The sequence below is a fragment of the Loktanella agnita genome, assembly GCF_046640325.1.
GTDB classification, from domain to species: domain Bacteria; phylum Pseudomonadota; class Alphaproteobacteria; order Rhodobacterales; family Rhodobacteraceae; genus Yoonia; species Yoonia agnita.
In genome coordinates this window covers 96,501-121,442 of record NZ_JBJMBF010000010.1, presented here as the reverse complement: position 1 = coordinate 121,442, position 24,942 = coordinate 96,501, and the positions used below count along the sequence as shown (strand labels likewise).

21 protein-coding genes and 1 riboswitch are annotated in these 24,942 nt (G+C 57.9%); of the genes, 17 read left to right on the top strand and 4 right to left on the bottom strand.

What is annotated here, in order from left to right:
• Positions 1 to 10: 10 nt before the first annotated feature.
• From ACJ5NV_RS12940 to ACJ5NV_RS12930, 3 genes are read right to left on the bottom strand one after another with little or no spacing between them, the layout of a single operon-like run.
• The gene (locus ACJ5NV_RS12940; protein ID WP_411644294.1) at positions 11 to 790 is read right to left on the bottom strand and encodes a cyclase family protein; all 780 of its coding nucleotides are present in this window, start codon (positions 788 to 790) and stop codon (positions 11 to 13) included.
• 35 nt (positions 791 to 825) lie between these two features.
• Positions 826 to 1,155, bottom strand: coding sequence for a Rieske (2Fe-2S) protein (locus ACJ5NV_RS12935; RefSeq protein WP_411644292.1), 330 nt, complete (start codon positions 1,153 to 1,155; stop codon positions 826 to 828).
• 12 nt (positions 1,156 to 1,167) lie between these two features.
• The gene (locus ACJ5NV_RS12930; RefSeq protein ID WP_411644290.1) at positions 1,168 to 2,097 is read right to left on the bottom strand and encodes a VOC family protein; all 930 of its coding nucleotides are present in this window, start codon (positions 2,095 to 2,097) and stop codon (positions 1,168 to 1,170) included.
• Between the two features lie 145 nt (positions 2,098 to 2,242).
• On the opposite strand from ACJ5NV_RS12930, the gene ACJ5NV_RS12925 reads away from it, so the two are divergent.
• The 14 genes from ACJ5NV_RS12925 to ACJ5NV_RS12860 all read left to right on the top strand — a co-directional run bounded on the left by ACJ5NV_RS12925 (position 2,243) and on the right by ACJ5NV_RS12860 (position 20,616).
• Positions 2,243 to 3,172, top strand: coding sequence for a LysR family transcriptional regulator (locus tag ACJ5NV_RS12925; RefSeq protein WP_411644288.1), 930 nt, complete (start codon positions 2,243 to 2,245; stop codon positions 3,170 to 3,172).
• A gap of 68 nt (positions 3,173 to 3,240) precedes the next feature.
• Positions 3,241 to 4,362, top strand: coding sequence for an FAD-dependent oxidoreductase (locus ACJ5NV_RS12920; RefSeq protein ID WP_411644287.1), 1,122 nt, complete (start codon positions 3,241 to 3,243; stop codon positions 4,360 to 4,362).
• 36 nt (positions 4,363 to 4,398) lie between these two features.
• On the top strand, positions 4,399 to 5,559 hold the full coding sequence (locus ACJ5NV_RS12915) for an alpha/beta hydrolase family protein (protein WP_411644286.1): 1,161 nt from the start codon (positions 4,399 to 4,401) through the stop codon (positions 5,557 to 5,559).
• The gene (locus tag ACJ5NV_RS12910; protein WP_411644284.1) at positions 5,556 to 6,221 is read left to right on the top strand and encodes a glutathione S-transferase family protein; all 666 of its coding nucleotides are present in this window, start codon (positions 5,556 to 5,558) and stop codon (positions 6,219 to 6,221) included. The genes ACJ5NV_RS12915 and ACJ5NV_RS12910 overlap by 4 nt, the downstream gene beginning before the upstream one ends.
• 49 nt (positions 6,222 to 6,270) lie before the next feature.
• Positions 6,271 to 7,236, top strand: a complete 966-nt coding sequence (locus ACJ5NV_RS12905; protein WP_411644283.1) for a fumarylacetoacetate hydrolase family protein — start codon at positions 6,271 to 6,273, stop codon at positions 7,234 to 7,236.
• A gap of 606 nt (positions 7,237 to 7,842) precedes the next feature.
• Positions 7,843 to 9,483: an FAD-binding dehydrogenase gene (locus ACJ5NV_RS12900; protein ID WP_411644282.1), complete on the top strand. Its 1,641-nt coding sequence runs from the start codon at positions 7,843 to 7,845 to the stop codon at positions 9,481 to 9,483.
• A gap of 48 nt (positions 9,484 to 9,531) precedes the next feature.
• A riboswitch (FMN riboswitch) is annotated at positions 9,532 to 9,661 on the top strand.
• Between the two features lie 66 nt (positions 9,662 to 9,727).
• Positions 9,728 to 10,195 carry a 6,7-dimethyl-8-ribityllumazine synthase gene (locus ACJ5NV_RS12895; RefSeq protein WP_411644280.1) on the top strand — a complete coding sequence of 156 codons (468 nt, stop codon included), beginning with the start codon at positions 9,728 to 9,730 and terminating at the stop codon, positions 10,193 to 10,195.
• Between the two features lie 177 nt (positions 10,196 to 10,372).
• A complete protein-coding gene (locus ACJ5NV_RS12890; RefSeq protein WP_411644278.1) occupies positions 10,373 to 10,834 on the top strand; it encodes a phage tail protein in 462 nt (153 codons plus the stop codon).
• Between the two features lie 110 nt (positions 10,835 to 10,944).
• The gene (locus ACJ5NV_RS12885) at positions 10,945 to 11,925 is read left to right on the top strand and encodes a hypothetical protein (protein ID WP_411644276.1); all 981 of its coding nucleotides are present in this window, start codon (positions 10,945 to 10,947) and stop codon (positions 11,923 to 11,925) included.
• A gap of 213 nt (positions 11,926 to 12,138) precedes the next feature.
• A complete protein-coding gene (locus ACJ5NV_RS12880) occupies positions 12,139 to 15,102 on the top strand; it encodes an NAD(P)-binding protein (protein WP_411644274.1) in 2,964 nt (987 codons plus the stop codon).
• 27 nt (positions 15,103 to 15,129) lie between these two features.
• The gene (locus ACJ5NV_RS12875; RefSeq protein ID WP_411644273.1) at positions 15,130 to 18,117 is read left to right on the top strand and encodes an ATP-binding protein; all 2,988 of its coding nucleotides are present in this window, start codon (positions 15,130 to 15,132) and stop codon (positions 18,115 to 18,117) included.
• The gene (locus ACJ5NV_RS12870; protein WP_411644272.1) at positions 18,114 to 18,794 is read left to right on the top strand and encodes a Crp/Fnr family transcriptional regulator; all 681 of its coding nucleotides are present in this window, start codon (positions 18,114 to 18,116) and stop codon (positions 18,792 to 18,794) included. The genes ACJ5NV_RS12875 and ACJ5NV_RS12870 overlap by 4 nt, the downstream gene beginning before the upstream one ends.
• A 468-nt stretch (positions 18,795 to 19,262) precedes the next feature.
• Positions 19,263 to 19,568, top strand: coding sequence for a hypothetical protein (locus ACJ5NV_RS12865; protein WP_411644270.1), 306 nt, complete (start codon positions 19,263 to 19,265; stop codon positions 19,566 to 19,568).
• 55 nt (positions 19,569 to 19,623) lie between these two features.
• Positions 19,624 to 20,616 carry a TraB/GumN family protein gene (locus tag ACJ5NV_RS12860; RefSeq protein WP_411644268.1) on the top strand — a complete coding sequence of 331 codons (993 nt, stop codon included), beginning with the start codon at positions 19,624 to 19,626 and terminating at the stop codon, positions 20,614 to 20,616.
• Here ACJ5NV_RS12860 and ACJ5NV_RS12855 read toward each other — a convergent pair whose 3' ends face one another.
• Positions 20,617 to 21,288, bottom strand: coding sequence for a DUF2161 domain-containing phosphodiesterase (locus ACJ5NV_RS12855; RefSeq protein ID WP_411644267.1), 672 nt, complete (start codon positions 21,286 to 21,288; stop codon positions 20,617 to 20,619).
• A 343-nt stretch (positions 21,289 to 21,631) separates the two neighbouring features.
• Here ACJ5NV_RS12855 and ACJ5NV_RS12850 point away from each other — a divergent pair, with 343 nt between their 5' ends.
• From ACJ5NV_RS12850 to ACJ5NV_RS12840, 3 genes are all read left to right on the top strand, one after another.
• Positions 21,632 to 22,561: a transferrin-binding protein-like solute binding protein gene (locus ACJ5NV_RS12850; protein ID WP_411644266.1), complete on the top strand. Its 930-nt coding sequence runs from the start codon at positions 21,632 to 21,634 to the stop codon at positions 22,559 to 22,561.
• A gap of 506 nt (positions 22,562 to 23,067) precedes the next feature.
• The gene (locus ACJ5NV_RS12845) at positions 23,068 to 23,988 is read left to right on the top strand and encodes a manganese-dependent inorganic pyrophosphatase (RefSeq protein WP_411644265.1); all 921 of its coding nucleotides are present in this window, start codon (positions 23,068 to 23,070) and stop codon (positions 23,986 to 23,988) included.
• A 74-nt stretch (positions 23,989 to 24,062) separates the two neighbouring features.
• Positions 24,063 to 24,938, top strand: a complete 876-nt coding sequence (locus tag ACJ5NV_RS12840; protein WP_411644264.1) for a TIGR01459 family HAD-type hydrolase — start codon at positions 24,063 to 24,065, stop codon at positions 24,936 to 24,938.
• Positions 24,939 to 24,942: the final 4 nt, after the last annotated feature.

Here is a 24,942-nt window from a genome sequence, read left to right as displayed (position 1 = left end):
TTCGCATTCATTACAGTCCCCCATCCAGAATGGCGACAGGCCGACACCAGCCGGCAGAGCCTTTCGCCACTTTGACGGGCAGGGCGATGACCTCAAATCCGGTGCTTGGTAGTTGATCAAGGTTTGCCAGCTTCTCCATGTGGCAGTAAACCGTGTCTGCCCCGGCCTTGTGGCCTTCCCAGAAAATCGACCAATCACCGGTTTCTCGGGCGCGGGCCGCTTGGCCCATCAACGGGGGATCCCAGCTCCAGGCATCGGTGCCACAGACCCGCACACCGCGCTCCGTCAGGTAGAGCGTCGCTTCGCGGCCCATGCCGCAGCCCGTGCCGACATAATCGGGTTCCCCGTAGCGCGCTCCGGCAGCGGTGTTGACCAGGACGATGTCACCAGCTGACAAAACGTGTCTGATACGGTCCAGTTCATCGGCCACATCCTGCGCCGTGATCGTGTACCCGTTCGGACGATCCCGGAAGTCGAACTTCACACCGGGACCAAAACACCATTCCAGCGGCACCTCATCGATGGTGATCGCCCGTTCGCCGCCATTCATCGTTGGATGGTAGTGCCATGGCGCGTCCATGTGTGTGCCGTTATGGGTGGTGACGGTGCAGCGTTCGACGGCAGCACCGGCGTTGTCCCGCAACGCACCCTCCGGCAGGCCGAACATCTGGCTAAACTCTGCCGCTCCAGCAGTGTGATCGACATAAGTGATCTGCGGCCCGAGACCCGGCGGGTCGGACTGGACTTGATCGGTCAAACTGACCGCAAGGTCGATGATCTTACGCGGCATGTGCCCCTCCCTCAGACGACCTTTCGTCGTCCCGACTATATCTCCCCGAAGACCTGACCACCCTCCACAGTGATCCGGATCGGTATGAGCGCCTGCCCCAGACACGGGCCAATCTCACATGTTCCGTCCTCAATTCGAAACAGTGCGCCATGGGCGGAACACATGATCCTGTCCTTGGCGCCGTTTAGAAATTCGTCTTTTTTCCACCCCAGCGGGGCACGGTCGTAATGCGGGCAGTTGTTGACGTAGCCATATACGCGTCCGCCCTGCCGCACCAAAAGCACCTGATCCCGTCCCCGTGACCCCGGCAGCGCGCCCTTGGACCCGCCATCCGGAATATCATCCAACGTACAAAGCCGTTCCATTCGGACCTGCGATCAGCCCTTCCCGGGAGGCGGTCCACCCGGCGCAAACTTTTCGACATTCTCGAACAGGAAGAGTTGCGCGGCTTCCTTGGTCATCGGCACTTCGCGCTCCACCCATTCGCCGTCATGTTTGTCCATATCGGCATCGTATTCCACATGGGTGCCAAGCGGAGAGTTGAAGTACCAGAACCAGTTCGACCCAAATTTGTGCCGACCCGGCCCCCAGAAGCTCTCATAGCCCTTCTGGATCATCCGAGACCCCGCCAGCATCAGCTCGGTCGGGCCCTGCATGTGGAAGGCAATATGTTCGATACCTTTCATATAGGGCGGCGTCTGGATCATAAAGAGCACATGGTGGTCGTCATTGGCCTGCGGACGTAGGAAGGGGCCTGTGTTGGTGAACTTGTCGGTCACCACAAATTTCAAACGTTCTATGTAGAAATTCGCCATCTGGTCCATGTCAGGCACAAAGTAAACGATGTGGCTGAGGGTGCGCGGGGCGGCCTCTGCATCTTGATTTGCGGCAACCTCGTTCGCAGCACGGCCTGGCTTGGCCCCCGGCGAGTTGATCATCTCTGCGGGCAGGTCCAGCTTGATGCGCTGCGTGATGCGGAACGCAATCTCAAAGCCCGCATCATCCTGGCAGCGCAGAGTGCCATCGCCCAGCTTGACGACATCGCGGTCCTTTGACAGTTCGGCCTCGATTTCGTCAAGCGATGTCTGATCCTCAACACCCCAGACCGTCAGGCGCAAGAGGCTCGCTGTGCCAAGCGGGGCGGGCAGAGAGGGGTCATTCTGGTCCACAACCGATACAGCAGTCTTGTCGAGCGCCTCAAAGCGACCACCACCTGCGTCTTTCAAACCATAGTCGGTCAGAAAGGTCGCGCAGGCGTCAACGTTATCGACCCCAAACACCAATTCATCCGGCCCAACAATGCGCATGGTATCCTCCTCCAAAGCTTGTCAGCAAGGTTTAGCCAAGGCCCATCCATCCAGAAAATTGTTTGATTGAATGTTATGCATTGATTGTTGAAATGTGTATTCCGCGGGGTATCTTTAATTAAGGATGTGCGGAGGGAGGCCAAACATGCGCTTCAAGAAACTCGATTTGAATCTACTGGTGGCCCTTGATCACATGATCGAATTGCGGTCGGTGTCCGCCGCGGCCGACAGGATGTTCATGAGCCAATCGGCCATGTCCAACGCCTTAACGCGGCTCAGGGATTACTTTGACGATCCGCTGTTGGTGCAGGTTGGACGGCGGATGGAGGTGACCCCTCGCGCAGAAGCGATGCGCCCCGCGATCCGAGATATCCTGGTCCGGATCGAAGCGACCATCGACGCTCATCCTGAATTTCAGCCCGATCAATCGACGCGCACGTTCAACATTCTTCTGTCCGACTACAGTATGCGGGTTTTGATGCCATCGGTCTTTCAACGGATCGCTGCGCAAAACGCGACCATCAAGATCAATCTTCACGCCCAGACGGACCTGCCACAAGTTCTTCTGGAGCGCGGAGAGATCGACCTTTTGATTTCGCCCGAAATCTTCATGTCCGACGAACACCCGTCCGCGCTTCTTTATGAGGACAACTATGTCGTCGCGGCGTGGAAAGGCGGGACATATGGTGATGTCGACATGGATCAGGCGACATTTGAGACGGCGTCTCATGCGGTGATGATACCGCCCGGCACAGTAAAATCGGTGGAGGCGTCGCTACTGGAAAAGGCCGGAATTAAGCGAAACATCGACGTTCAGACCTTTTCGTTCAGCGTCCTCCCGCACCTCATCACCGGGACAGATCGTATCGCCACAATCCATGGTCGCCTTGCCAGGCTGATCGCGCCACAGGCAGAACTGGTGACGTACCCAATGCCCCACATCCTGCCCCCGTTGCGGCAAATGATCCAGTGGCATGCCTATCGAGACAATGATCCGGGTCTAAATTGGCTTAAATCCACAATAGAAGACGCCGCAGTCCAGCTCGACGATCCATTCACGAAACCGATCAATTAGATTGTAGGTTTCAATTTCTCAAATGCCTGCCTCCCGTATAGCCTGTGCAAAATCGGGGAGGATTTGGGATGAGCGTTTCATCAGCACTGATCGTGGGCGCGGGAATCGGCGGGCTTACAGCCGGTATTGCTTTGCGCCAAAAGGGCATCGAGGTAGAAATCATAGAACGGGATCCAGAATGGACAGTCTATGGCGTGGGGATCATCCAGCAGATGAACGTGATCCGCGCGATGAACGAACTTGGCATTCTCGATAGCTATCTTGAAAATTCCTACGGCTTTGACAGCACGACATTGTTTGTCGGCCCCGGTGGCGTGCAGGAGGCAAAATTCGATACGCCGAAACTTGCCGGTCCTGACAAGCCATCTAACGCAGGCATCCGCCGGACGGATCTGCAAAAGGTTCTGGGTGAGGGCGCGAAGGCCGCAGGCTGCGAGGTCCGTCTGGGCCTGACCGTGACCGACATGCAGGACGACGGCGCAGGGGTCGATGTGACCTTCTCAGATGGCAGCAAAGGTCGATATGACATCGTGGTTGGGGCCGACGGAATCTTTTCCAGCACCCGCCAGACGATCATGCCCGACGCGCCCAAGCCGACCTACACCGGCCAATGGGTTTGGCGCTACAACCTGCCACGCCCGGCAGAGGTGGATGGCATCCACATTTTCGCAGGGCCCTTTAACGGTGGATTCGTTCCGATGCAGGAAGACCTCATGTACGTCTTCTTACTGAGCCAAGAGCCGGACACAAAGGCGGTCCCCGTCGAAGGCGCGGCCGCAGCGATGCGCGCGCGGGCCAAAATGCCGCCGCCCCAGTTTGCCGCCATCCTTGACCAAATCACCGATAATGCAGGCGTTATTGGCCGCCCATTAGAGACGATCCTACTGGAAGGCGGTTGGCACGAGGGCCGTGTCGTGTTGATGGGTGATGCGGTTCATGCCTCGACCCCGCATCTGGCCCAAGGCGCGGGCATGGCCATCGAGGACGGTTTGGTGCTTGCAGATGAGTTGACCAAGACGGATAGCCCCGAAGAGGCCTTTGCCGCCTACCGTACCCGCCGCATGCCCCGTGTGTCCCATGTGGCCAGGAATTCTGTCCGCATCGGCGAAATGCAGATGGGCAAGATCGAACCGTTCAACGTAGGCGAACTGACCGGCCAGACCATCGGCATGATGTGCCAGCCGATCTAATCACGACCCCACATCCCCAAGAAAGGAACGCCTGCAATGGCCCTGTTTGAATATTTCCCGAACTACGTCTGGAACCTATCCGTCTCGATCGCGATGGCCAGTGGCGCGGAATTGGGGGAAATCATGGATATGTGCCAACCCCTGCTGGCCAAGGCCGAAGCAGGCGAGGACGCAGGCACCGTCGAATTCATGCTCGAATGGATGAAGATGGCGGACAAGTTGGTGTCGTTGGCGGAAGAAGACGACGCCATGGGGCGGATGCTGTCGGCAGGGCCCAAGCGCCAGCGCGCCGCGCTTTATTATCTGACCGCCGAACGGATGCAGGCCCATGGCAGCGAAAATCGCCTTGCGACCTTTAAAAAGGGCATCGCCAATTTCCAGCAAGGCACACAGCAGGCGGGCGAAACCGTGCGTCGGGTCGAAGTGCCCTACGGCGACACGACCCTCGCTGCGCTCTTCACCCCTGCGGAAAGCGTCGAAGGCCTGCAGCCCTGCGTCGTCTATCTGAACGGCCTAGATAGCAACAAGGAGCTGCTCTATTGGTCGCGCCTGCCGCAGGAATTGGCCAAACGGGGCATCGCGTCGCTGTGCGTGGACCAGCCCGGCACCGGCGAAAGCCTGCGTCTGCAAGGCATGCCCGCCAACTGGAAGTCCGAGGACTGGGGCACGCCCGTCTTTGACTACCTTGATGGGCGCAACGACGTCGACAGCGCCCGCATCGGGATCACCGGTATCTCGCTGGGCGGCTACTACGCCCCGCGCGTTTGCGCCAACGAACCACGCTTCGCCTCCGGTGCTGTCTGGGGAGCCAACCACAACTGGGCCGAGGTCCAGCAACGGCGGATCAATCGCGAGGGTGAAAACCCCGTGCCGCACTACTGGAAACACGTGCATTGGGTGTTTGGTGCCGACGGGCAAGAAGATTTCATCGAAAAATCCAAGGGCATGAACCTCAACGGCCAGATGGAAAAGATCAAAGTGCCGTTTCTGGTCACCCATGGCGAGTTCGACCGTCAGATCAGCCTCGACTATGCGCACCAAAGCTATGATCAGTTGGTAAACTCGCCCCGGCGCGAATTGAAAATTTTCACGCCCCGTGAAGGCGGAGTTGAGCACGTCGGCGCCGACAACATGAGTTTTGGACGCCACTACATTGCCGATTGGTTCGCCGAAACACTCGGTGGCCGCCTGACATGACCCTCACACTTTATGCCGCACCTGGCGCGTGTTCACGCGTCCCGATGATGACCCTAGAAGAGGCAGGCGCTGACTATGAGGTCAAGCTCGTCCGCTTCATGAAGGGTGAGCATAAGCGCCCCGACTATCTGGCGATGCATCCAGCGGGCAAAGTGCCGCTTTTGTTGACCGATGATGGCCCCGTGACGCAGAACGTTGCGATTGCCCGATATCTGGCGACACGGTTTGACGGGCTGCTGCCGAAAGCCACGACACCCTACGCAGACGCGCAGATCACCGCTGACCTCGCCTTTTGCGCCGATACGGTTCACCCTGTTGTCACGCGCATCCGCATGCCGATGTTCATGGCGGACGGCGAAGATGCGATGGCTTCTGTTCGCGCCAAAGCGATGGACGCAATGACGCCTCTTGCCCAGCTCATCGACACACGGCTCGGCAAAGGCAAATGGTGGTATGGCGACGCTTGGTCTGTGATGGACGCATACGTCTACTGGATCTGGTTTCGCATCACGGGCGCCGGATTTTCCGGCGCAGACATCCCCCATTGGGCCGCGCACGCGCAGGCAATGGAGGCCCGCCCCGCGATCCAGCGCGCGTTGTCCAAAGATGCGTCCTTGCAAGCCACCCTCGAAGCCGAAGGCCTAGCACCAAAGTTCAAATAGACAAACGAGGCCACCGTATCGCAGCAGCCTTGCCAACCGGAGAAAGACCATGAAATTCGCCACCCTGCCCAACGGAACCCCTGATGGCGCGTTGCATGTTGTCAGCCGCGATTTGACTCGATCGACCTCCGCCGACGATGTTGCGACCCTGCAATCCTTGATGGAAAACTGGGACACCCATGCCCCTGCGCTTCAGACGCAATACGAGGCCCTCAATAGCGGCGGTGGCGATCCGTTCGATCAATCCGCCGCGTTGGCTCCCTTGCCGCGCGCTTGGCAATGGCTCGACGGGTCCGCCTATGACAGCCACGGCGATCTGATGCAGAAGGTCTTCAAGATGGACCCGACCCCCAAGGGGCGCCCATTGATGTACCAAGGCATGTCCCATGAATTCCTGCCTGCGACGGCCGATGTGCCCTTCCCGTCAGAAGACGACGGCATCGATTTTGAAGGCGAGTTTGGGATCATCTGTGATGCCGTGCCGATGGGAACGGACGCCCAAACCGCCAACGTCCACATCCGCCTACTGCTCCAGATCAACGACTGGTCTCTTCGCACCCTAGCCCCGATTGAGATGAAAACCGGCTTTGGCTGGGTGCAGGCCAAACCCGCCTGTTCCGTGGCACCCGTCGCAGTCACACCTGACGAATTGGGCGACGCCTGGCGCGACGCGCGTGTGGACTTGCCCCTGCAGGTCGATCTGAACGGTGCGCATTTCGGCGCAGCAGATGGCTATCACATGTCCTTCGGCTTTGACGAACTTATTGCCCACGCGGCACGGACACGGATCCTGGTCGCAGGAACGATCATCGGCTCTGGCACAGTGTCCAACGAAAACTTCCGCGAGATTGGCTCGTCCTGTCTGGCCGAACGGCGCGGCATTGAAATGCTAGACACCGGCACGCCGCAGACCCCTTATATGGCCTTTGGCGATCACGTCCGGATGGAATGCCGGACCCGCGAGGGCGACCCGATATTTGGCGCGATTTCACAGAAAGTGGTACAAGCCTCTTAGAAGGCGGCGCGCACTACGGGCGCGACAGCAGAGCCCCGCAGCGAGATAGAGTTTTGCCTACGCTCGTTCGCTGGCGCAGCAATGCTCATCTGAAAAGCGACGCGGGAAATACCGCAGGTGATAGCGATCAGCAATGGCGGGCCACCGCGTCGGCACTGGTACAAAACGCAGGCGTGCCGCCGAAGCCGACTCAAACGGGCAAGCTATCCGGCGGTGTTTATCGCCACGGCCGCGAAGCACACAAAGCTGACCTCAGGTCGAATAAGTCGAACGGCAAGTCCGTCCCGCAGAACAGACCTTGCCAAGATCGCAATCGTGGTCTGGTTTTCGCCAGAAATGGTCGGCTTCCCGGGGCTATGCTTCGTGACACTCGCGGCATTCTACGACAGGCGGCGTGACCCGGCTGTCCCGCTCTAGCCCATTGGTACGTGCCGATGAAACCCAGCTGACCGGCGCGCGCCTGAAAAGAAATCTGACATAACGAAATCCGTCAGGCGTTTGACAAGCGCCCCTGCCACACCGCTATGATCCCCGCATGAGGACGGTCAGGGGAGGGATCATCATCATGCTGACAAAACCAAATATTTCCCGGCCGCGACCCGTCTGATGCAAAGTGACGTCATCATCATCGGCGGGGGCCTTGCGGGGCTTGTTGCGGCCAACGAATTGCTCGCACGGGGTAAGACGGTCACCATCCTTGATCAGGAAGGGCGTCAGAACCTTGGCGGGCAGGCCTTTTGGTCGCTGGGTGGTCTGTTCATGATCGACACATCGGAACAGCGGCGGCTGCGGATCAAAGACAGCCATGCGCTCGCCCGGTCTGACTGGTTCGGCTCTGCACAGTTCGATCGGTCCGAGGATCACTGGCCGCGCCAATGGGCAGAGGCTTATCTGGATTTTGCGACGGGCGAGATGCGGCCTTGGCTGCACGGTCTGGGCATGCGCTGGTTCCCGGTCGTCGGCTGGGCCGAACGGGGCGGGTCCTTTGCCGACGGTCACGGCAATTCCATTCCGCGATTTCACATCACATGGGGCACCGGGCCGGGCGTGTTGAAACCATTCGCGGACCGCGTTCTGGCGGCCGAGCAATCTGGCAAGATCACCTTCGGTTTCCGCCACAGGGTTACCCGATTGGACATCACCGACGGTAAGATCACTGGCGTGGGCGGTGATATCCTTGCCCCCGATAACGCCCCGCGCGGGGCGGCCACAAACCGCGATGTGGTCGATGATTTCGACATCGGCTGCGATCAGGTGATCGTGACCTCTGGTGGCATGGGCGGGAATTTTGATCTGGTCCGCCGGAACTGGGATGCCCGTAAATCAGGGCCGCTACCTAAAAAACTGGTGTCAGGCGTGCCGGAACATGTGGACGGGCTGCTGCTTGATATCGCCAAAGACGCTGGCGCAGAGCTGATCAATACCGACCGGATGTGGCATTATACCGAGGGCATCCAGAACTGGGATCCGATCTGGCCCCACCACGGTATTCGGATACTCCCCGGCCCATCATCCATGTGGTTTGATGCAACCGGCGAACGGCTCCCCCCGCCCTGCATGCCCGGCTTTGACACAATGTCCACGCTGCATGAAATCTGCAGGCGCGGGCATGACCATACGTGGTTTGTGCTGACACAAAAGATCATCGAAAAGGAATTCGCCCTGTCAGGGTCGGAACAGAATCCCGATCTGACCGGCGGTCGCTGGCGCGGTGTGCTGAAAGAGCGGTTAGGCAAAGGTGCGACCAGTGCGGTAGAGGCGTTCAAAGACAAAGGCGCGGATTTCGTGGTGGCCGATGATTTTCAGACGCTTGTGGCCGGGATGCAGGCCAAAGGCGGCGGCTTGATCAATGCGGACAGGCTGCTCGCACAGATCACCGCACGCGATGCGCAGATCGACAACCCCTTTACAAAAGACGCGCAGATTTCGGCGATCCACACCGCGCGGAACTATCTGGGTGACAAGCTGATCCGGACGGCAAAAGCGCACAAGCTTCTTGATCCGACCAACGGGCCGCTGATCGCGGTGAAGCTGCATGTGCTGACCCGCAAAACGCTGGGTGGTATTCACACCGATCTGGACGGGCGGGTCTTTGCGCCGGGTGGTGCGACCATCAACGGGCTCTTTGCTGCGGGCGAGGCTGCCGGGTTTGGCGGGGGCGGCTATCACGGGAACAATGCGCTTGAAGGCACTTTTCTAGGCGGTTGCATCCATTCCGGGCGGCGGGCCGGGCGGGCCGCCGGTTAAATCATCCCCTTGGCGCGTTGACAGCGTGTCATGCACACCGTAACGATTTCGCATTCTCAGGGCGGGGTGAAATTCCCCACCGGCGGTGACAGCCCGCGAGCGCCAACCTTTGGGTTGGGTCAGCAGATCCGGTGAAACTCCGGGGCCGACGGTATAGTCCGGATGAAAGAGAATGGGCGGTCGAACCTTGGGTTCGCCTGTTCTGACGCTCTGGGATCTTGTCATGTGGAAAGGACCAAGAGCGGTGACAAAATCCCTTAAATTCGCCTTTGTCAAGGCGCAATGGCATGCCGATATCGTGGATCAGGCGCTGATCGGTTTTCAGGACCGGCTGCAAGAGGCAGGCAGCACAACAGAGGTCACAGTTTTCGATGTCCCCGGCGCCTTTGAAATGCCGCTGCTGGCAAAACGGCTGGCGGAAACCGGCGATTATGCCGCCATCATCGCTGCGGCGCTTGTTGTGGACGGGGGCATCTACCGGCATGATTTTGTGGCACAGGCCGTGGTCTCTGGCCTGATGGACGTGGGATTGCGCACAAACACCCCTGTTCTATCTGTATCGCTCACCCCGCATCATTTCCAGCCAAGCGCAGAACATCATGCGTTCTTCACAGAGCATTTCCTCAAAAAAGGGCGCGAGGCCGCAGATGCGGCGCTGCAGGTCTGCACGATATACGGGGGCACACCAACGGTCGCCGAAGCCGTCGCCTGACTTTTCCAGCCGCAATGTGCAAAAACCGCCTTTCGGATGGCACCGCTACCGCGACGTGAACGCAATTCTGTGCGTTTCGACACAGACCCGCACGGCATCCTGATTGCACATTGCGCGCTATGTCTTGCGCAGAGCAATTTCGCTCATCTCGTGAATGCGCGTCTATTAGGAGCAGTAATGAGACCATTGGTCGGGCAAATCATGCTCTTCGGTGGAAATTTCGCCCCCCGAGGCTGGGCCTTTTGCGATGGGCAGCTGCTAGACATCGACGAACACCCGTCGCTCTTTGCGATCTTGGGGGTCACCTACGGTGGCGACGGGCGGAAAAAATTCGCACTGCCGGATTTGCGTGGACGGGTGCCGATGCATGCCGGACATGGAACCGGCCTGCGCCCGCGCAGCATCGGTCAGAAAACCGGCACCGAAACCATCACACAGGGTTTGCGGGCTATACCCCAGCATCAACAGGCGTCCCCACCACCAACGTGTAGCTGCCAGACAACCGATATTGCGCTTGATACCAAAGCACCTGCCGTGACCGATCTTGTCGGACTGGACATCGCACATGGCAATATGCAGCCCAGCCTTTGTATCAATTATATCATCGCTTTCGAAGGTTTGTTTCCGTCGCGTAACTGACAACAGGCCGCTTTGTGCCAAAATGCACACACAAACACATTTCCCCGGACTAGAAGAAAGCTGCCGCACGTCCGTCACACGGGCGGATATGAACAAGGAAAGGCCTGACAATGTTCAATTTTGCTCCTGCAATTCCCGCCCGCAGCGATCTGGATTGGTGCTGGTATTTGCGCAGACAGGGCCGCGCGGGCGAAGTGCTTGAACGCGTTTTGCACGATCTGGGCGTCATGGACCCAAGCGGCTGGTCCGATTGGTCGCCCAGCGCCCTGACGGATACCGGTTCGCCCATTGAAATGTGGTTCAGTGCTGGTCAGTCTGGGTTGCAATTGATGACGGCAATCGGTGACCCGGCGCGCGGCCATGCGCATCAGGTCGATCAGGTGTGCCGCGTCATGGCAGAACGTGGCGGCAAAACCCCCGATGCGGCGCTGCGTGACGTCATCGCGGCGGCGCAGGGCAGCACCAGCCTGTCTTATGGCGCTTGGCTGGGGCTGCGGGTGATCGGCGCGCGCGTCGAAACAAAGCTCTACGCGGAACTGCCAGAGGGTGCGGATGACCTGTCTGCGCTGATGTCACCCACGGATGTCGCGCCAGTGATGGAAACACTTGGTGACACCGCACACGCAACGATGATCGGCTATGACGGCCATACCGGTCAGACGACGATCTACGGCGAAACAGACCAGACCATTGCAACGGCGCTGCCGATGCTCGCCGCGCTTGCGCATGTGCCGGTGGACATGCTCGCGCTTGCAGTGGAGCGGCTGGTGGGCGATCCGTCAGTATCCGATCTTCCACCGCCACGTCTGGGCTTCAGCTTTGCCATGCAAGAGGCCGGCAAACCGCCAGAACTGACGCTGCTCTTTGCGGCAAACACCCTGTTCAAAAACGATGAACAGGCGGGACAACGCATCAAAGCCTGCGGCGGCGAGGCGCTGGACGGTTATGGCGCGCTGATCGACAATCTGCCGCACGCCCCATGTTGCCAGTTACATCACGGGCGGATCGGGCTGACCGCCCGCCAAGAGGGTGCGCCGGTCCTGTCGGTTGGTGTCGCAGCGCCCTGGCACCCTGCAGCTGACAGTATTTAAGCAATAAATATTCGCAATTGACCTGTGATCGCCCTTTCATCCAGAAAGGGCGATTTGCGTTCAGGTGATGCGTTGAAACATCGCTCTGCCGACAATTGCAGAGGCAACACAAATATCTGAAAATAAACTCTTGGCAAAAATCGTTTAATAGCGGACGTATTGTATGCATAGGTCTATTTTATTTGACCGAAGTTGATTTTGGGAGCGGCAAAAATGCCAAATAAAACAAAGGTCGCCATCATTGGCGGCGGTGTCGGTGCAATTACCTCGGCTTATGCGATTACGCAATTGCCGAATTGGCAGGACAAATACGATATTACGCTTTACCAGCTGGGATGGCGGCTTGGCGGTAAAGGCGCCAGCGGGCGGAATATGAAAAAGTCAGGCCGGATCGAAGAACACGGGCTGCATATTTGGGCCGGATTTTACGAAAACGGCTTCCGGCTGATGCGGGATTGCTACGATCAGCTCAATCAAACAGGCCTACGTAGCCCCGATGCGCCACTTGGCACGATGGACAAAGCGTTTACCGGGCTCAACAGCTTTCTGATTTCGGAACAGATCAAGGACGGAAATGGCCAGGTGAATGTCCACCCCTGGCGGATCGAATTCAAACCCAATAGCGAAATCCCCGGCACCGGCGATGTGATCCCATCCCCATTCGCCTATTTCCAAGAAGTCCTGGAAATGGTTGTCGGCTTCATCGAACGTTTGATGGAAGAAGCGGAAAAAGAAACGCCCCACGTGATGCCGCACCGGTTTCACGCTGCGCTCAAGGCCAAAAACATCGACATCAAAAAGCCGACACCGCTGCATCACATGCAAGAGTTCGTCAAAAAGATGCCCGACAACGCATTTGATCACAAACACGCTGAATCGATGGTGCTTGCCGATATGGCGCGGCACGCACAAAGCTGGTTCGACGAGCAAGCCTTTCCCGATGGCGTTCTGTCCGACATGGCGCGCCGGATGAAATACATGATCAGCCTGTCGCTGGCCTTCTTCCGGGGCACGCTGGATAACGGGCTGTGCCGGCAGGGTTTTGATGCGATCGACGACTGGGAAATCAGCGCCTGGCTACTGCATTACGGTGCCAGCCACGAATCCGTCTACTCGGCCGTATTCCGGGGCTGCTACGATTATGTCTTTGGCTATCCTGCGGGTGTCACAGATGATCGCAGCGTCGGGGCGGGCACCGCGATCCGTGGGTTGCTTCGACTGGCTTTCACCTACAAAGGCTCGCTTTTCTTCAAGATGATGGCCGGGATGGGCGACACGATCTTCGGACCCTATTATCAAATCCTCAAACACCGGGGCGTGAAATTCAAATTCTTCAACGCCGCGAGAAACCTTCGGCTGGACGACAGCAAAACCTATATCGACCGGATCGAAATGGTCGAACAAGCGGCGCTGAAATACGATGACTACGACCCCTTTGTTGTGGTCAAGGACCTGCCGTGCTGGCCGTCAGAACCACGCTGGGACCAATTGGTCGATGGGGAAAGATACGAAAATGACGGGATCGATTTCGAATGCGAAAAAGACCCGCCCAGCGGGCGTGCCTACAGTCTGAAACGGGGCGAGGATTTCGACGAGGTCATCCTTGGCGCATCGCTCGGCTCGCTGCCCTACATGGCGCAGGATCTCGTTGAGGCCAGCTCCCGGTGGCGCATGATGATGGAGCGTGTCCACACCGTAGCTACCCATGCGGCGCAATTCTGGGTCAATCAATCGGCCAATGAACTGGGCTGGAACGATCTGGTGGCCAAGCACAACATCGGCGACATCCCCCCCGATCTGAAAACCGTTATCACCAGCTTTGAAGAGCCGTTGGATACCTGGGCGGATATGTCCGACCTGATCAAACGCGAAGACTGGCCAGACCCGCAACCTGTTTCTATCGCTTATTTCTGTAGCCCAGCCAAAAACGCTGGCGTCGAGCCAATCCCGTTCGAAGATCGGGTGTCGGATTGGGCGGATAAATGGCTCACAAAATGGTGGCCAAACGCGGAAAAGGACGGAAAGTTCGACACATCCATCCTTGTCGCCCCGGAGGCCAAAACCGATCTGGAAAAATTCAAGGCGCAGTATTTCCGGCAAAACTTTTATGGCTCTGAACGCTATGTGCTTTCGGTGCCAAATTCCGTGCAATACCGGCTTCCACCGGATGGGACAGGCTTTGCCAACCTTTATGCCGCAGGCGATTGGACGGTATGCGGGATGAACGCTGGCTGCGTTGAGGCCGCAACAATTTCCGGCCTTTGGGCGGCACGCGGGCTCACCGGGGCCGATATCAAGATCGTCGGCAAAAGCGATATTCCCCCGGGAAGCGGTCCGGGCGAAACGACCAAGCTGCACAGCCCCTATGCTCAGAACGCGAATTGGCCAATCACACCGTTTTTCGGCGTGGGCGAATTGGATGGGTTCTTTAGCTTCCATGCGGTCGACGCGAAAGAGCTAGAAAAATGCCTGCCCGAAGGGATGAAACTGCACCCGCAGACATTGACGCCAGAGGGCACGCATCCCGTCTCGATCCTGGCCAATACCCAAATGGGCGTCCGGCCAACGATCCTGCCGCGCTTGCTGGGTTTTCCGACCTATCTGGAAGCGATCATCGCCATCAACTATGTGCAGGTTGAAGGGCAGGAAGGCACATTTGCTTATCTGCCGAATCTTTATCTCAACAGTAAATTGCCGCAGCTCGCCGGTATCTGGTTTTACGGATACAACAAGCGCATGGGCAAACTGACGATGGAGAACAGCCGCTATAGTGTTGCATCCCCGCAAGGGTCACCGATCTGGTCTGGCAAATATGCCCAGCGCGATATGGCCCGTCCGCTGACCGATTTTGCGACATTGGGCGCTGTGGATCGGCTGGCCAATCAGGTTGTGGTGACACAGAACAAGCTGGGAAAATGGCAGTTTTCGAACCTCGATTTCGGGCTGACATCGGCCTATGTCGCTGGAATACATGCGGAAATCGACGTGCAAGATGCAGGGCTGGCCAATCTGCCCGCAGGCAAGATGACAGCATACCCCTTGCGGTTGTACGATGATCCTGTCGCCTCGGACATCAGGTTGCCCGGCGCATTTCGCATCTGGACCAGCTGGACCCTCTCAAATCCTTTCGACAGCTGGCGCATTGCGCGCTTGGAAGCGGCAAAAACCCGCTTATAATGCGGGTTGGGGATTTGGGAGTGACAGATGAACAGGCCACATATGCCCGGCAGCACTCGCGGCATGGGCGAACGCAAGCAGATCACTGCTGTATTCATGGATGTGGTGGGATTCAGCTTGATCGCCAGCACCGCAGATGCGGAAGACCTGCAACATTGGCTTGAGGACTTCTATACGCAGTCCCGCACCATCATCGAAGCGCATGACGGTGAAGTAACCGAATATCTGGGCGACGGTATCGTCGCCCTGTTCGGCCTGACCCACGCCGATGAGCTATCAGCGGCCAAGGCTGTCAACGCCGCAATGACCGCCGTGCGCGAGGTCAAGACCGGCTATAAACCGGGTACAGAGATCACCCTGCGCGTGGGCGTCGCCACGGGCGAGGTCGCGGTGCGTGCCTCGGACAGCGATGACAGCCTGCCCCGCGCCACCGGCATGGTCACAACCCTTGCCCAGCGCATTCAGGAAAAGGCCGAACCCGGCACGGTGATGATCGCTGAAACCACGCGCAACCTTCTGCGGGGCGGTTTCAGCCTGTCCGAAAGGCCCGGTCAAAAGCTGAAAGGGTTTGCCGAGCAGCAGACATTGTTCCAGCCGATGCCAGAACTCCGACAGCCAGAAACACGCGTACCCGCTTATTTCGTCGGACGCAGGGCAGAGCTGGAGCGGATCAACAGCAGCGACCACCCCTGCCTTTTGGTCGGGCAGGCCGGGATCGGGAAAACCACGCTCGCCCGCTATGTGGCAAAATCTGCGCCTGCGGTGCTGCATTTCGGCGCCAACGGCGTGCATGTGCGGGCTAGCTACCAACCGTTCATTGACTGGATCATGCGCGAAACGGGCTGTGCCTTGCCCGAGTTCAGCGACATCCAAAGCCTTTTCCCAGATCTGGAAGCGGACACCCAACGCGCGCTCGCACTTGTGCTGGGTCTGCCCAATGGGCAAAGGCTGCTGGCCGAACGGACAAATGTGGCGCTGAAAGCATTGATCGAAGACAGTTTCTGGCAGGCGATCCGTGCAAGACAATCAAGTGGGTTGCTGATTTTCGAAGACCTGCACTGGCTCGACAATGCCAGTTTCGGAGTGTTGGCGCATATCTTGCAGGACGCGGCAGCGGCTGATTACCAAATCCTGATGACCAGCCGTGAAGACACCAAGATTGGCAAATACCTTGGCAATCTTACACTCGACATCATACCGCTTGATGCGCTCGACGATGATACCGCCGCCGGAATGTTGCAGGCCTTGTCGCAAGGCAATGTCGCCGACGGCACACGTGATGCGCTAGTTGAACAAGCTGCGGGCGTCCCGTTGTTTCTGGAACAGCTGTTCAAGCGCAGCCAAGGCGGCGACACTAAAATCCCCGGCTCGCTGATGGACCTGCTGGCAGAACAGATTGACGCCACCGGCGCGTCAAAACCTGTACTGCAATGTGCCGCGGTGATCGGCCGCAGTTTCAGTTTGAACATGCTGCGCAGCCTCGCCGACGCGCATGAACCGCTAGACCGGCATCTGAACAAAGCTTGCATGCAGGGCGTGTTGGAACAGGATGACGATGGGCATTGGACCTTTGCACACGCTCTACTGCAGCAGGCGGCTTATCAAGGGCTTCTGCGGCGCACCCGGATCGACTATCACAGCAAGCTGGCTGCACATCTACAGGCAGAACATCCCGATGCGGTCCGGCGGAACCCGGCGCTGCTGGCAGACCATCTAAGCCGGGCACAGCAACATGTGCCCGCGATCCAGAACTATCTGGCCGTCAGCCAATGGGCGCTCTTTCAAGGGGCGCTGGATGATGCCGAAGCACATATTCTGGCCGCGCTCAGCCTTTGCGACGAAGCGCCGGCAGATGTAGATGTGACCGATCTTGAAATCGCCTGTTATACCGCCCTAGGGGCAACTCGCACACATACCCAAGGTTTCACGGCCCCGACGGTCCGGGAAGCCTATGCAGCGGTCGAAAAGCTGGCGACATCAAAACAGGAATATTCCAGCGCCAACGGTCCCGCCTTTCTTGGCGGCTTTTCTCACGCGGTCATTTCCGCCGACCGGCCCAGCGCCGCACGCTTCTGCGATCTGCTGCGCGATACCGCAGCGAATGTCTGCGCGGGCGAAACCAATAATGAAGTTCAACTAGCCTCGTTCAACGCGCGTGTGTGTCTAAATTTCTATACCGGCGATTTCGAACAGCTTTTCGCAGAATTCTCAGAAATGCAGGACATCTACGATCTAAGCCGGCACGGCGGTGTTATCAGCAGTTATGGTGTTGATTTCCTCGCCGCCTGCCAATTGTTCGACGCTCCCGGCCGTGCCATACATGGTGATGCGCATATGATCCCCCGGCTGATCGCTGATATTGACGCGCATCAAGAGCGTCTGAACATCCCGGTCATGCTGCCATGGGCGCAGGTCTGGGGGGCCGTGCCGCTCTATTATGCTGGCCTGCAAGATCAGGCGCTCGCACGGCTGACCCTTGGGTTGGACACTGCGCACCAGCAATCCGCAACCTTCTGGCAGGCCACCGGTGCAGCCTGGCTGAATATCATGAACCCGGACATTGCCTTGACAGACCCTGGCATCGCCGCGTTTGAGCAGACCATCAAAACCCACGAGGTGATGGGCTCCAATATCGGCCTGCCCTATTTCCGGGCCCATTACGCGGTGGCGCTCTTGGCACGGGGCGATCATGACAAAGCCTATCAAACCGCTCTCTTTGCGACGCGCGAAAATGAAGCCACCGGCCTGTGGTGCTGGTATCCAGAGGTCCTGCGGCTGCACGCCGGGATCTGCCATGACACGGGCCGTACGGATGAGGGCGCAAAGGCGCTCGCACAGGCCGCCACCATCGCGCAAAAGCAGAACGCATGGCTTTGGGTGATCCGCGCCCGGCTTGATCAGTTTCGAATGGGACGCGCCAACCAATCTGACATCGCCGAAGCGCTCGCGGGGTTTGACCCCGATGCGGTCCTGCCCGAAATCATTCAAGCGCGGGACATTCTGGCAGCAGCATGACGCCAGAGCAGCTTTTCAAATACAATCTCCCGCTGTTCGAAGGCGTAACGGCAAATGATCTCGCCGGGATCCCCTTGCAACTGGCAGAAGCACGCTATGCGGCCTGGCAGACGCTTTTCGATCAGGAAGACAAATCTTACGACGTGTATTTTCTTTTGTCCGGGTCGATCTTTGCAGTGCTCTGGACAGATGAAGGACGGGAAATCGTCTTTTCACGCTTTCCAAAGGGCGCTTACTTTGGGGAGCTTGCCGCCTTTGACGGGCAGCCACGCTCGCTGGCTGTCTTCGCCAAGACCGACGCACGAGTTCTGACCATGCAGCGGAAAACCTTCCTGACACTCTTTGAACAGGTCCCGGTTATCCGCAACCGTATTGTGCAGGTGCTGGTCAGCCGGGTCCGCAGGCTGACCGCTCGCAATCTGGAAATGACCACCATGTCGGTGGAACGGCGGGTCAGCATGTACCTTTTGCGGCTCGCGGTTGAACAGGACAAACTGTTCGGCGGTGCCGTCATTACCGACGCCCCCACCCATGCCGAGATCGCAAGTTCCATCGGCGCCAACCGCGAAATGGTCAGCCGCTCGATCAGCAAGCTCGCCAAACAAGGGGCAGTCAAATCATCACGGCAACGTATCGAAATCCTGGACCCCGCTGCCCTATCGTCCGCATTTTCCTGATCTGTCGCATAGCTGCGCCGCGCTAGAGGTGATCAGCGAAATGACAATTTCACCGTATCCTACGGGCCGATGATGCACAATTATCACAGATCTAAACCGGGCTGAAAGCGCGCTGCGCCCAAAAGAAATCGCGTCCGAAAGTTGATTTCTGTCACCGTAGCTATGTCATATATGTCTGCATTTTTGGAAAATCTCACAGCATTTTTCGCAGGCCAACCAAAGACAAAAACCGACGCATAAACCGCTCCGGAATTTCCCCAAAATCCTTAAAAATCCCAGATCGCAAAAAATAGCTTTGGCCGCAGCATGACCTTGGGGTAGGTAAAAGGCGTTCGATCACGAATCAAGGAGACTGCAATGACGCGAAAGGATTTCACACTCGCCTGGCATTAGGCCTCGGCATTGCAGCACGCGTTTGCGCGATACGCGCACGCAACATCTCTTCGAATTTCCAAGATCGGTTTCACCATGCATCCCCCCTTCTTTCACGTCGATCATCGGATCGGCCCCGATATCCATCACGATTCTGATAGCAAACCCGTCAAACGGCGCGGCCTGCCTGAACGGCTGCGGCTGACACCCGCCACGATCGGCTGGCCACCGCTTGCCTTGCAAGCCGCGATCACGGATGCGGCGCAACCAAGCGGAGCCCCGGTGCAATTGCGCCCCACCTTGCAGGTGGTGCCACCGCCCAGCCGCTCCCTGCGGGACACGCTAGGACGCTGGCTGATCCGGGCCGGACAACGTATGTTGCTGCAAAACCGCCTCGGGTGATTGACCCGGGGCGGACCGTGCTTACGTTAGGCGTATGTAACCCAAAGGACCCGTTATGTTCCTGCGCTCTGCCGCCATCGCCGCTTTGACACTGACCACCCTGCCCGCATGGGGGCAATGTGTTGGTGACAACTATCTTGACCAGCTTAGCCCGACCCAGCAGGCGGACCTGACAAAAGCCGTCAGCGACCTGCCCTTTGCCGAAGGGCTGATCTGGGAAGCCACGCAGGACGACACCCGCATGACCGTCGTTGGCACCGTACATATCTACGACCCGCGACTGGATGATATCTATCTGCAAATCGCCGCAGACGTCGTGGCCGCCGATCTGGTTTTGCTCGAAGCCACCCCCAAGGAAGAGGCCGAGCTACAAGACCTGATCAGCACCGATCCGGGACGACTGTTCATCACCGAAGGGCCAACCCTGCCAGAGGTTCTGGACGATGAAACCTGGACGGCCATCGCCGACGCCGCCCAAGCGCGCAATATTCCCGGCTTCATGGCTGCGAAGATGCAACCCTGGTATCTGTCGCTGGTGCTATCCATTCCGCCCTGCGCGGCGCAGGACATGGTCAACGGGAATCGCGGGCTGGATCATATGATCTCGCAGGGGGCAAGCGACGCCGGTGTTCCGATGCAGGCGCTTGAGCCCTTTACTACCCTATTCGACATCTTTCAGGACGAACCCATCGACGACCAGATCGAGATGTTGATGATCAACCTGATGACGCCTGACATTCAACAACAGATGTTCGTGGCACTGCTTGATCGATATTTCGCGCAAGATGTGGGCCGGCTTTGGGAAATGTCGCGGATCGCTATGACCGAAATCGACGGTATTGACCCCGCAGCGGCCACCGCCCTTTTTGCAGAGACCGAACAATCCCTGCTGATCGACCGTAACCGCAACTGGATGCCGGTGATCGCAGAAGCGGCAAACGCAAATGATACGCTTATTGTCGCCGTGGGGGCCGCGCATCTGATCGGGCCGGATGGGCTGCTGCAACTCTTGCAGGATGATGGCTGGGCGCTAACCCGTATCGAATAGTCACGTATCACCGAAATCGGCGATACCCTTTCGGCCCGCCTCGGTGAGGTCATAGACCCCGCGCGACACCCGGCGGAACCAGCCATAGTGATCATCCGCCATGATCCGCGTCGCTGTCGGCACCTCGGCCCATTCCTTGACCGTCGCCCCGGCCGAGGGGCCGTGCACCGCCAGAAATCGCGCGCAACGCAGGGCGTCCTGCCGGTAGCCGGTGACAATCCCGTGGCGCGTTGCACCGCCATCGTTCGGATCACCCTGCAACCGATCAAACGCGCGCAACAGACGATCCGCTTTCTTTGCAGATTTGCGCGGGACGTAACCGCCCGGATCGGCCTGCACCTCCACATGGCCATCACGCAGACGCACCGTCATCACCCCCAGCCCCACGCGGCGGGCGAGTTTCACGTTGTCCTTCAACGCCCGCTGAAACGGCTTCCCCGGCTTGTGCGGCACCGCGACATACACCAGATCGCTGACCGTCAGCCGGTCGATCCCCTGATGGAATAACGACAGGGAAAACCCCAGCTTCAGCTCGATGATCAGGGGTGGCTCATCACCGCGACGGGCAACAACATCCACCGCGCCGACCTCTCCCTTCACCTCATAGCCCTGCCGTTGCAGATAGGCTTTGATCGGGGGGTAAAGATCCGCTTCGCGCTGTTTATCGGTCATCGGTCGATCAAGAAGAGCATGCGCAGTTCACTCAGGACTTGTTAAATGGGCGGGTGTTGCGACGCCATAACATGCAACAGCAATATCAGGACATAGATATTTTCCGCGCGCGGGCCTGATCGCAGGGCGAAATAGATCGCATGGGAAATGCGCTTTTCCACAATACTGACATTAGCCGAAAATTGAATTGTCACCCAAATGAAAACAATAAGGCATTTCGGCAATAAAGCGCCAAGCAACTGAAACTGATGGCAAAGTTCCGCCCAATATTTTTTTACGCACTTTATGCGTGCAGTGCCTTTGTTACTACCAAGCCATTAATACTCACACGCAGGATCATTAAATGGCCATTTCCCAAATGCGCAAAGCAACCGCGCTGCCTCTTATACTTACACTCGCAGCTTGCGGCGGCGGAGGTGGCGGAGGAGGAAACGGTGGTGGCTCCAGTACGCCCGTCGCCGAAACCGGATTTGCCGAACCCGGCGACAGCGTCAGCCAAGGCATCACCTATCGCCCCAAAAACGTGAATGTGTTCATCACGAGAGACCAAGGTGCAACACTCGATATCGATACCGATGAACCAGTCAGAATCGAGTTCGGCGATAATGGAACTGATGAAACCGTCAGAATCACCGTTTCTGGCGTGGTCTATAGGCTGACTGAAAATGCCGACGGAGAATTCAGATATAACGTTGGCTCTACGCCAATGGTAATGACACGCCAAGCCACTTCCGACAACAATGCAGCAGAACTTTACACCGTTTTCAGCGCGCTTAGATCGAGTATTCCAGCACCCGAGGGATTTGCATTTGTCGTTGGCCATGACACCGACCCCGCCACGGTTTCAGCGGAAACAGGAACAGCGACCTATAGGGGCGTCATCCACGCAAATGCCGTAAGTGCCGACACGACTGTCTATGATACAGGGGCATGGTTGGAAGATGACCTCGCGTCGGGCACGATCACACTGAACGCAAATTTTAATTCAGATAATGTGAGTGGCGAATTCAGCCTTGGCAATTTTGACGGCGTCACCACCGCCGAAACCTACATCGTCCCCAGTGTCTCGATCAACGGTAACGGCTTTTCGGGGACCTTCACTGTCGAAGACGGAACGCTTGCATCTGGCCAAACCCTTGAAAACGCCGAAATCAACGGCAATTTTTTCGGCGCAGACACAGGTGCAATTGGGGGCACGATCTACTCAGAAATTCACGAAAGCGGCGAAGATACGATTTATATCCAAGGTGGGTATTTGGCTGACGCCGACTAACGCCTGACCGAACAGAAACGCCCCGCCGCGAACGGCGGGGCGTATGTCTTACCTCCCGCCCAATCGGCCGGGGAATTTCGGCGGGCGGCGGTCGAACCGTTTATTGCGCCCCGGTGCGGGGTTTTGCCGGGACACCCCCTGCGGTTCGGGCCGAACAGCGCGGCGGTTTCTGGGGGCGGACATCGGGTTTGGTCCCGGCTTGCCGGGTTTCATGGTTTTGCGGGGCATATTTGCACCTCATCTGTAAATGGATCAGGCCATAGCGACCGAACGGATCGCCCAAAGGCGTCAGATGAACATGTCCATTGTCAGGGTGCTCCTCTCGAAAAGGGGTCAGATCAGGGCGGGCGGTTTACGCGTGCTGGTCCATTGCCAGAATCCTCCTCTTGAGCAGCCCCATCATACCATATCCGCCGGAAACCCGTCAAACGAACGGCATGGGGTGACAGTGCCGCAGGACAAAACTATACAAAGGAAAATTCACATTCATTGAAAGTGACACGCCGATGACCACGCTGATTTTTGGCCACAAATCCCCTGACACTGATAGCACCGGTTCCCCGCTGATCTGGGAATGGTTTCTGAACCACACAGGGATCGACGCGAAAGCGGCCCTGCTGGGCACCCCTAATACCGAAGCGGTGTTTGTCGCCAAGCGCTGGGGCTTTACCCTGCCCGAAATCACACAGGATGTTGAAAACGACCAGCCCTGCGTGATCGTTGACACCAACAACCCGGCGGAGCTGCCCGCCAATATCAACAACGCCGATGTGCGTGCGATCATCGACCACCACCTGCTGGTGGGCGGGCTAACTACGAAAAACCCGATCAATATCACCATCCGGCCGCTGGCCTGCACCGCCACGATCATGCATCAGATGATGGGCGAGCACGCCAAGAAAATGCCCGAAGGGATCAAAGGGCTGGTGCTGTCCTGCATCCTGTCCGACACGCTCGCCTTTCGGTCGCCCACGACCACGCCGATGGACAAGGAACTGGCTGAAAAGCTGGCGAAAGAGCTGAAAATCGACATCGAAAAATATTCGAGCGAGATGTTCGAGGCGAAATCGGACGTATCCGCCTTCTCTGATGCGGAACTGCTGCGCATGGACAGCAAAGAATACGAAGTCGACGGCAAGAAATTCCGCGTCTCGGTTCTGGAAACCACCGCGCCAAAGCCATTGCTTGACCGCAAGGATGCGCTGGTCAAGGCGATGCCAATCGTCGCCAAAGAAGACAAGGTTGATCAGGTGCTGCTCTTCGTTGTGGATATCCTGAAGGAAGAGGCCACAATGCTGGTCCCCAATGATCTGACCAAGACAGTGGCCGAAAAATCATTTGACGCCAAAGTCGATGGCGACACCGTCGTCCTGCCCGGCATCATGAGCCGGAAAAAGCAGATCATCCCGAACCTGAAAGCATCTTAACGGAACGTGCGGTCGGGTCCGACGTTTGTCCGATGCAAGTCCGACGCGAAACAGACCGTTAAAAAAGGCAGAAAATGACCCGAATTATCACAAATTTCTCCGAGATTTCGGGCCAATATGACGTGGCCTTTGTCGATCTGTGGGGCTGCATGCACGACGGTGTACGCGCCCTGCCCGACGCGGTCGCAGCGATGCAGACCTACCGGTCGCAGGGCGGCATTGTGATCCTTGTCACGAACTCGCCCCGACCCTGGGATAGCGTCGCCCATCAGATCGCAGATTTCGGTATCCCCGAAGACGCATGGGACGCAATTGCCACCTCTGGCGACAGTGCTCGCGCTGCGATGTATCGTGGCATTGTGGGTGAAAAGGTCTGGTTCATGGGCGAAAGCCCCCGTGATGACGACTTCTTCAAGCCTTTGAAAGTGATCGAAAATCCTGTTCCTATTCAAAAGGTACCGCTTGAGCAGGCCGAGGGCATCGTCTGCTGCGGGCCATCTGATCCAGAGGCCGATCTGGACGTGCACCGGCCCGAACTGCTCTATGCCAAGCAGAAGGGTTTGAAGCTGCTTTGCGCCAATCCTGATATCGTTGTGGACCGGGGCGATGTGCGGGAATGGTGCGCCGGTGCGGTGGCACAGCTTTATACCGAAATGGGCGGTGAAAGCCTGTATTTCGGCAAGCCACACCCGCCAATCTACGACCTCGCCCGCCGACGGCTCGCTGCATTAAGCAATGCGCCATCCGATCCGCGTATCATCGCCATTGGTGATGGAATCAAAACGGATGTTCAGGGGGCATTGCAAGAAGACATCGACGCGTTGTTCATCACCGGCGGTCTTGCCGCGGAAGAAACGCAGACAAATGGCCAGCCCGACGCAGACGCGCTGGACCGTTACTTGCAATTTGAACAGATGGCCACAACCTACGCAATCGGGCACCTGCGCTAAGGAA

Excerpts from the sequence above, each read along its gene's own strand:
- ACJ5NV_RS12940 (WP_411644294.1), bottom strand. The coding sequence starts at position 790 with ATGCCGCGTAAGATCATCGACCTTGCGGTCAGTTTGACCGATCAAGTC.
- ACJ5NV_RS12935 (WP_411644292.1), bottom strand. The coding sequence starts at position 1,155 with ATGGAACGGCTTTGTACGTTGGATGATATTCCGGATGGCGGGTCCAAG.
- ACJ5NV_RS12930 (WP_411644290.1), bottom strand. The coding sequence starts at position 2,097 with ATGCGCATTGTTGGGCCGGATGAATTGGTGTTTGGGGTCGATAACGTT.
- ACJ5NV_RS12925 (WP_411644288.1), top strand. The coding sequence starts at position 2,243 with ATGCGCTTCAAGAAACTCGATTTGAATCTACTGGTGGCCCTTGATCAC.
- ACJ5NV_RS12920 (WP_411644287.1), top strand. The coding sequence starts at position 3,241 with ATGAGCGTTTCATCAGCACTGATCGTGGGCGCGGGAATCGGCGGGCTT.
- ACJ5NV_RS12915 (WP_411644286.1), top strand. The coding sequence starts at position 4,399 with ATGGCCCTGTTTGAATATTTCCCGAACTACGTCTGGAACCTATCCGTC.
- ACJ5NV_RS12910 (WP_411644284.1), top strand. The coding sequence starts at position 5,556 with ATGACCCTCACACTTTATGCCGCACCTGGCGCGTGTTCACGCGTCCCG.
- ACJ5NV_RS12905 (WP_411644283.1), top strand. The coding sequence starts at position 6,271 with ATGAAATTCGCCACCCTGCCCAACGGAACCCCTGATGGCGCGTTGCAT.
- ACJ5NV_RS12900 (WP_411644282.1), top strand. The coding sequence starts at position 7,843 with ATGCAAAGTGACGTCATCATCATCGGCGGGGGCCTTGCGGGGCTTGTT.
- ACJ5NV_RS12890 (WP_411644278.1), top strand. The coding sequence starts at position 10,373 with ATGAGACCATTGGTCGGGCAAATCATGCTCTTCGGTGGAAATTTCGCC.
- ACJ5NV_RS12885 (WP_411644276.1), top strand. The coding sequence starts at position 10,945 with ATGTTCAATTTTGCTCCTGCAATTCCCGCCCGCAGCGATCTGGATTGG.
- ACJ5NV_RS12880 (WP_411644274.1), top strand. The coding sequence starts at position 12,139 with ATGCCAAATAAAACAAAGGTCGCCATCATTGGCGGCGGTGTCGGTGCA.
- ACJ5NV_RS12875 (WP_411644273.1), top strand. The coding sequence starts at position 15,130 with ATGAACAGGCCACATATGCCCGGCAGCACTCGCGGCATGGGCGAACGC.
- ACJ5NV_RS12870 (WP_411644272.1), top strand. The coding sequence starts at position 18,114 with ATGACGCCAGAGCAGCTTTTCAAATACAATCTCCCGCTGTTCGAAGGC.
- ACJ5NV_RS12865 (WP_411644270.1), top strand. The coding sequence starts at position 19,263 with ATGCATCCCCCCTTCTTTCACGTCGATCATCGGATCGGCCCCGATATC.
- ACJ5NV_RS12860 (WP_411644268.1), top strand. The coding sequence starts at position 19,624 with ATGTTCCTGCGCTCTGCCGCCATCGCCGCTTTGACACTGACCACCCTG.
- ACJ5NV_RS12855 (WP_411644267.1), bottom strand. The coding sequence starts at position 21,288 with ATGACCGATAAACAGCGCGAAGCGGATCTTTACCCCCCGATCAAAGCC.
- ACJ5NV_RS12850 (WP_411644266.1), top strand. The coding sequence starts at position 21,632 with ATGGCCATTTCCCAAATGCGCAAAGCAACCGCGCTGCCTCTTATACTT.
- ACJ5NV_RS12845 (WP_411644265.1), top strand. The coding sequence starts at position 23,068 with ATGACCACGCTGATTTTTGGCCACAAATCCCCTGACACTGATAGCACC.
- ACJ5NV_RS12840 (WP_411644264.1), top strand. The coding sequence starts at position 24,063 with ATGACCCGAATTATCACAAATTTCTCCGAGATTTCGGGCCAATATGAC.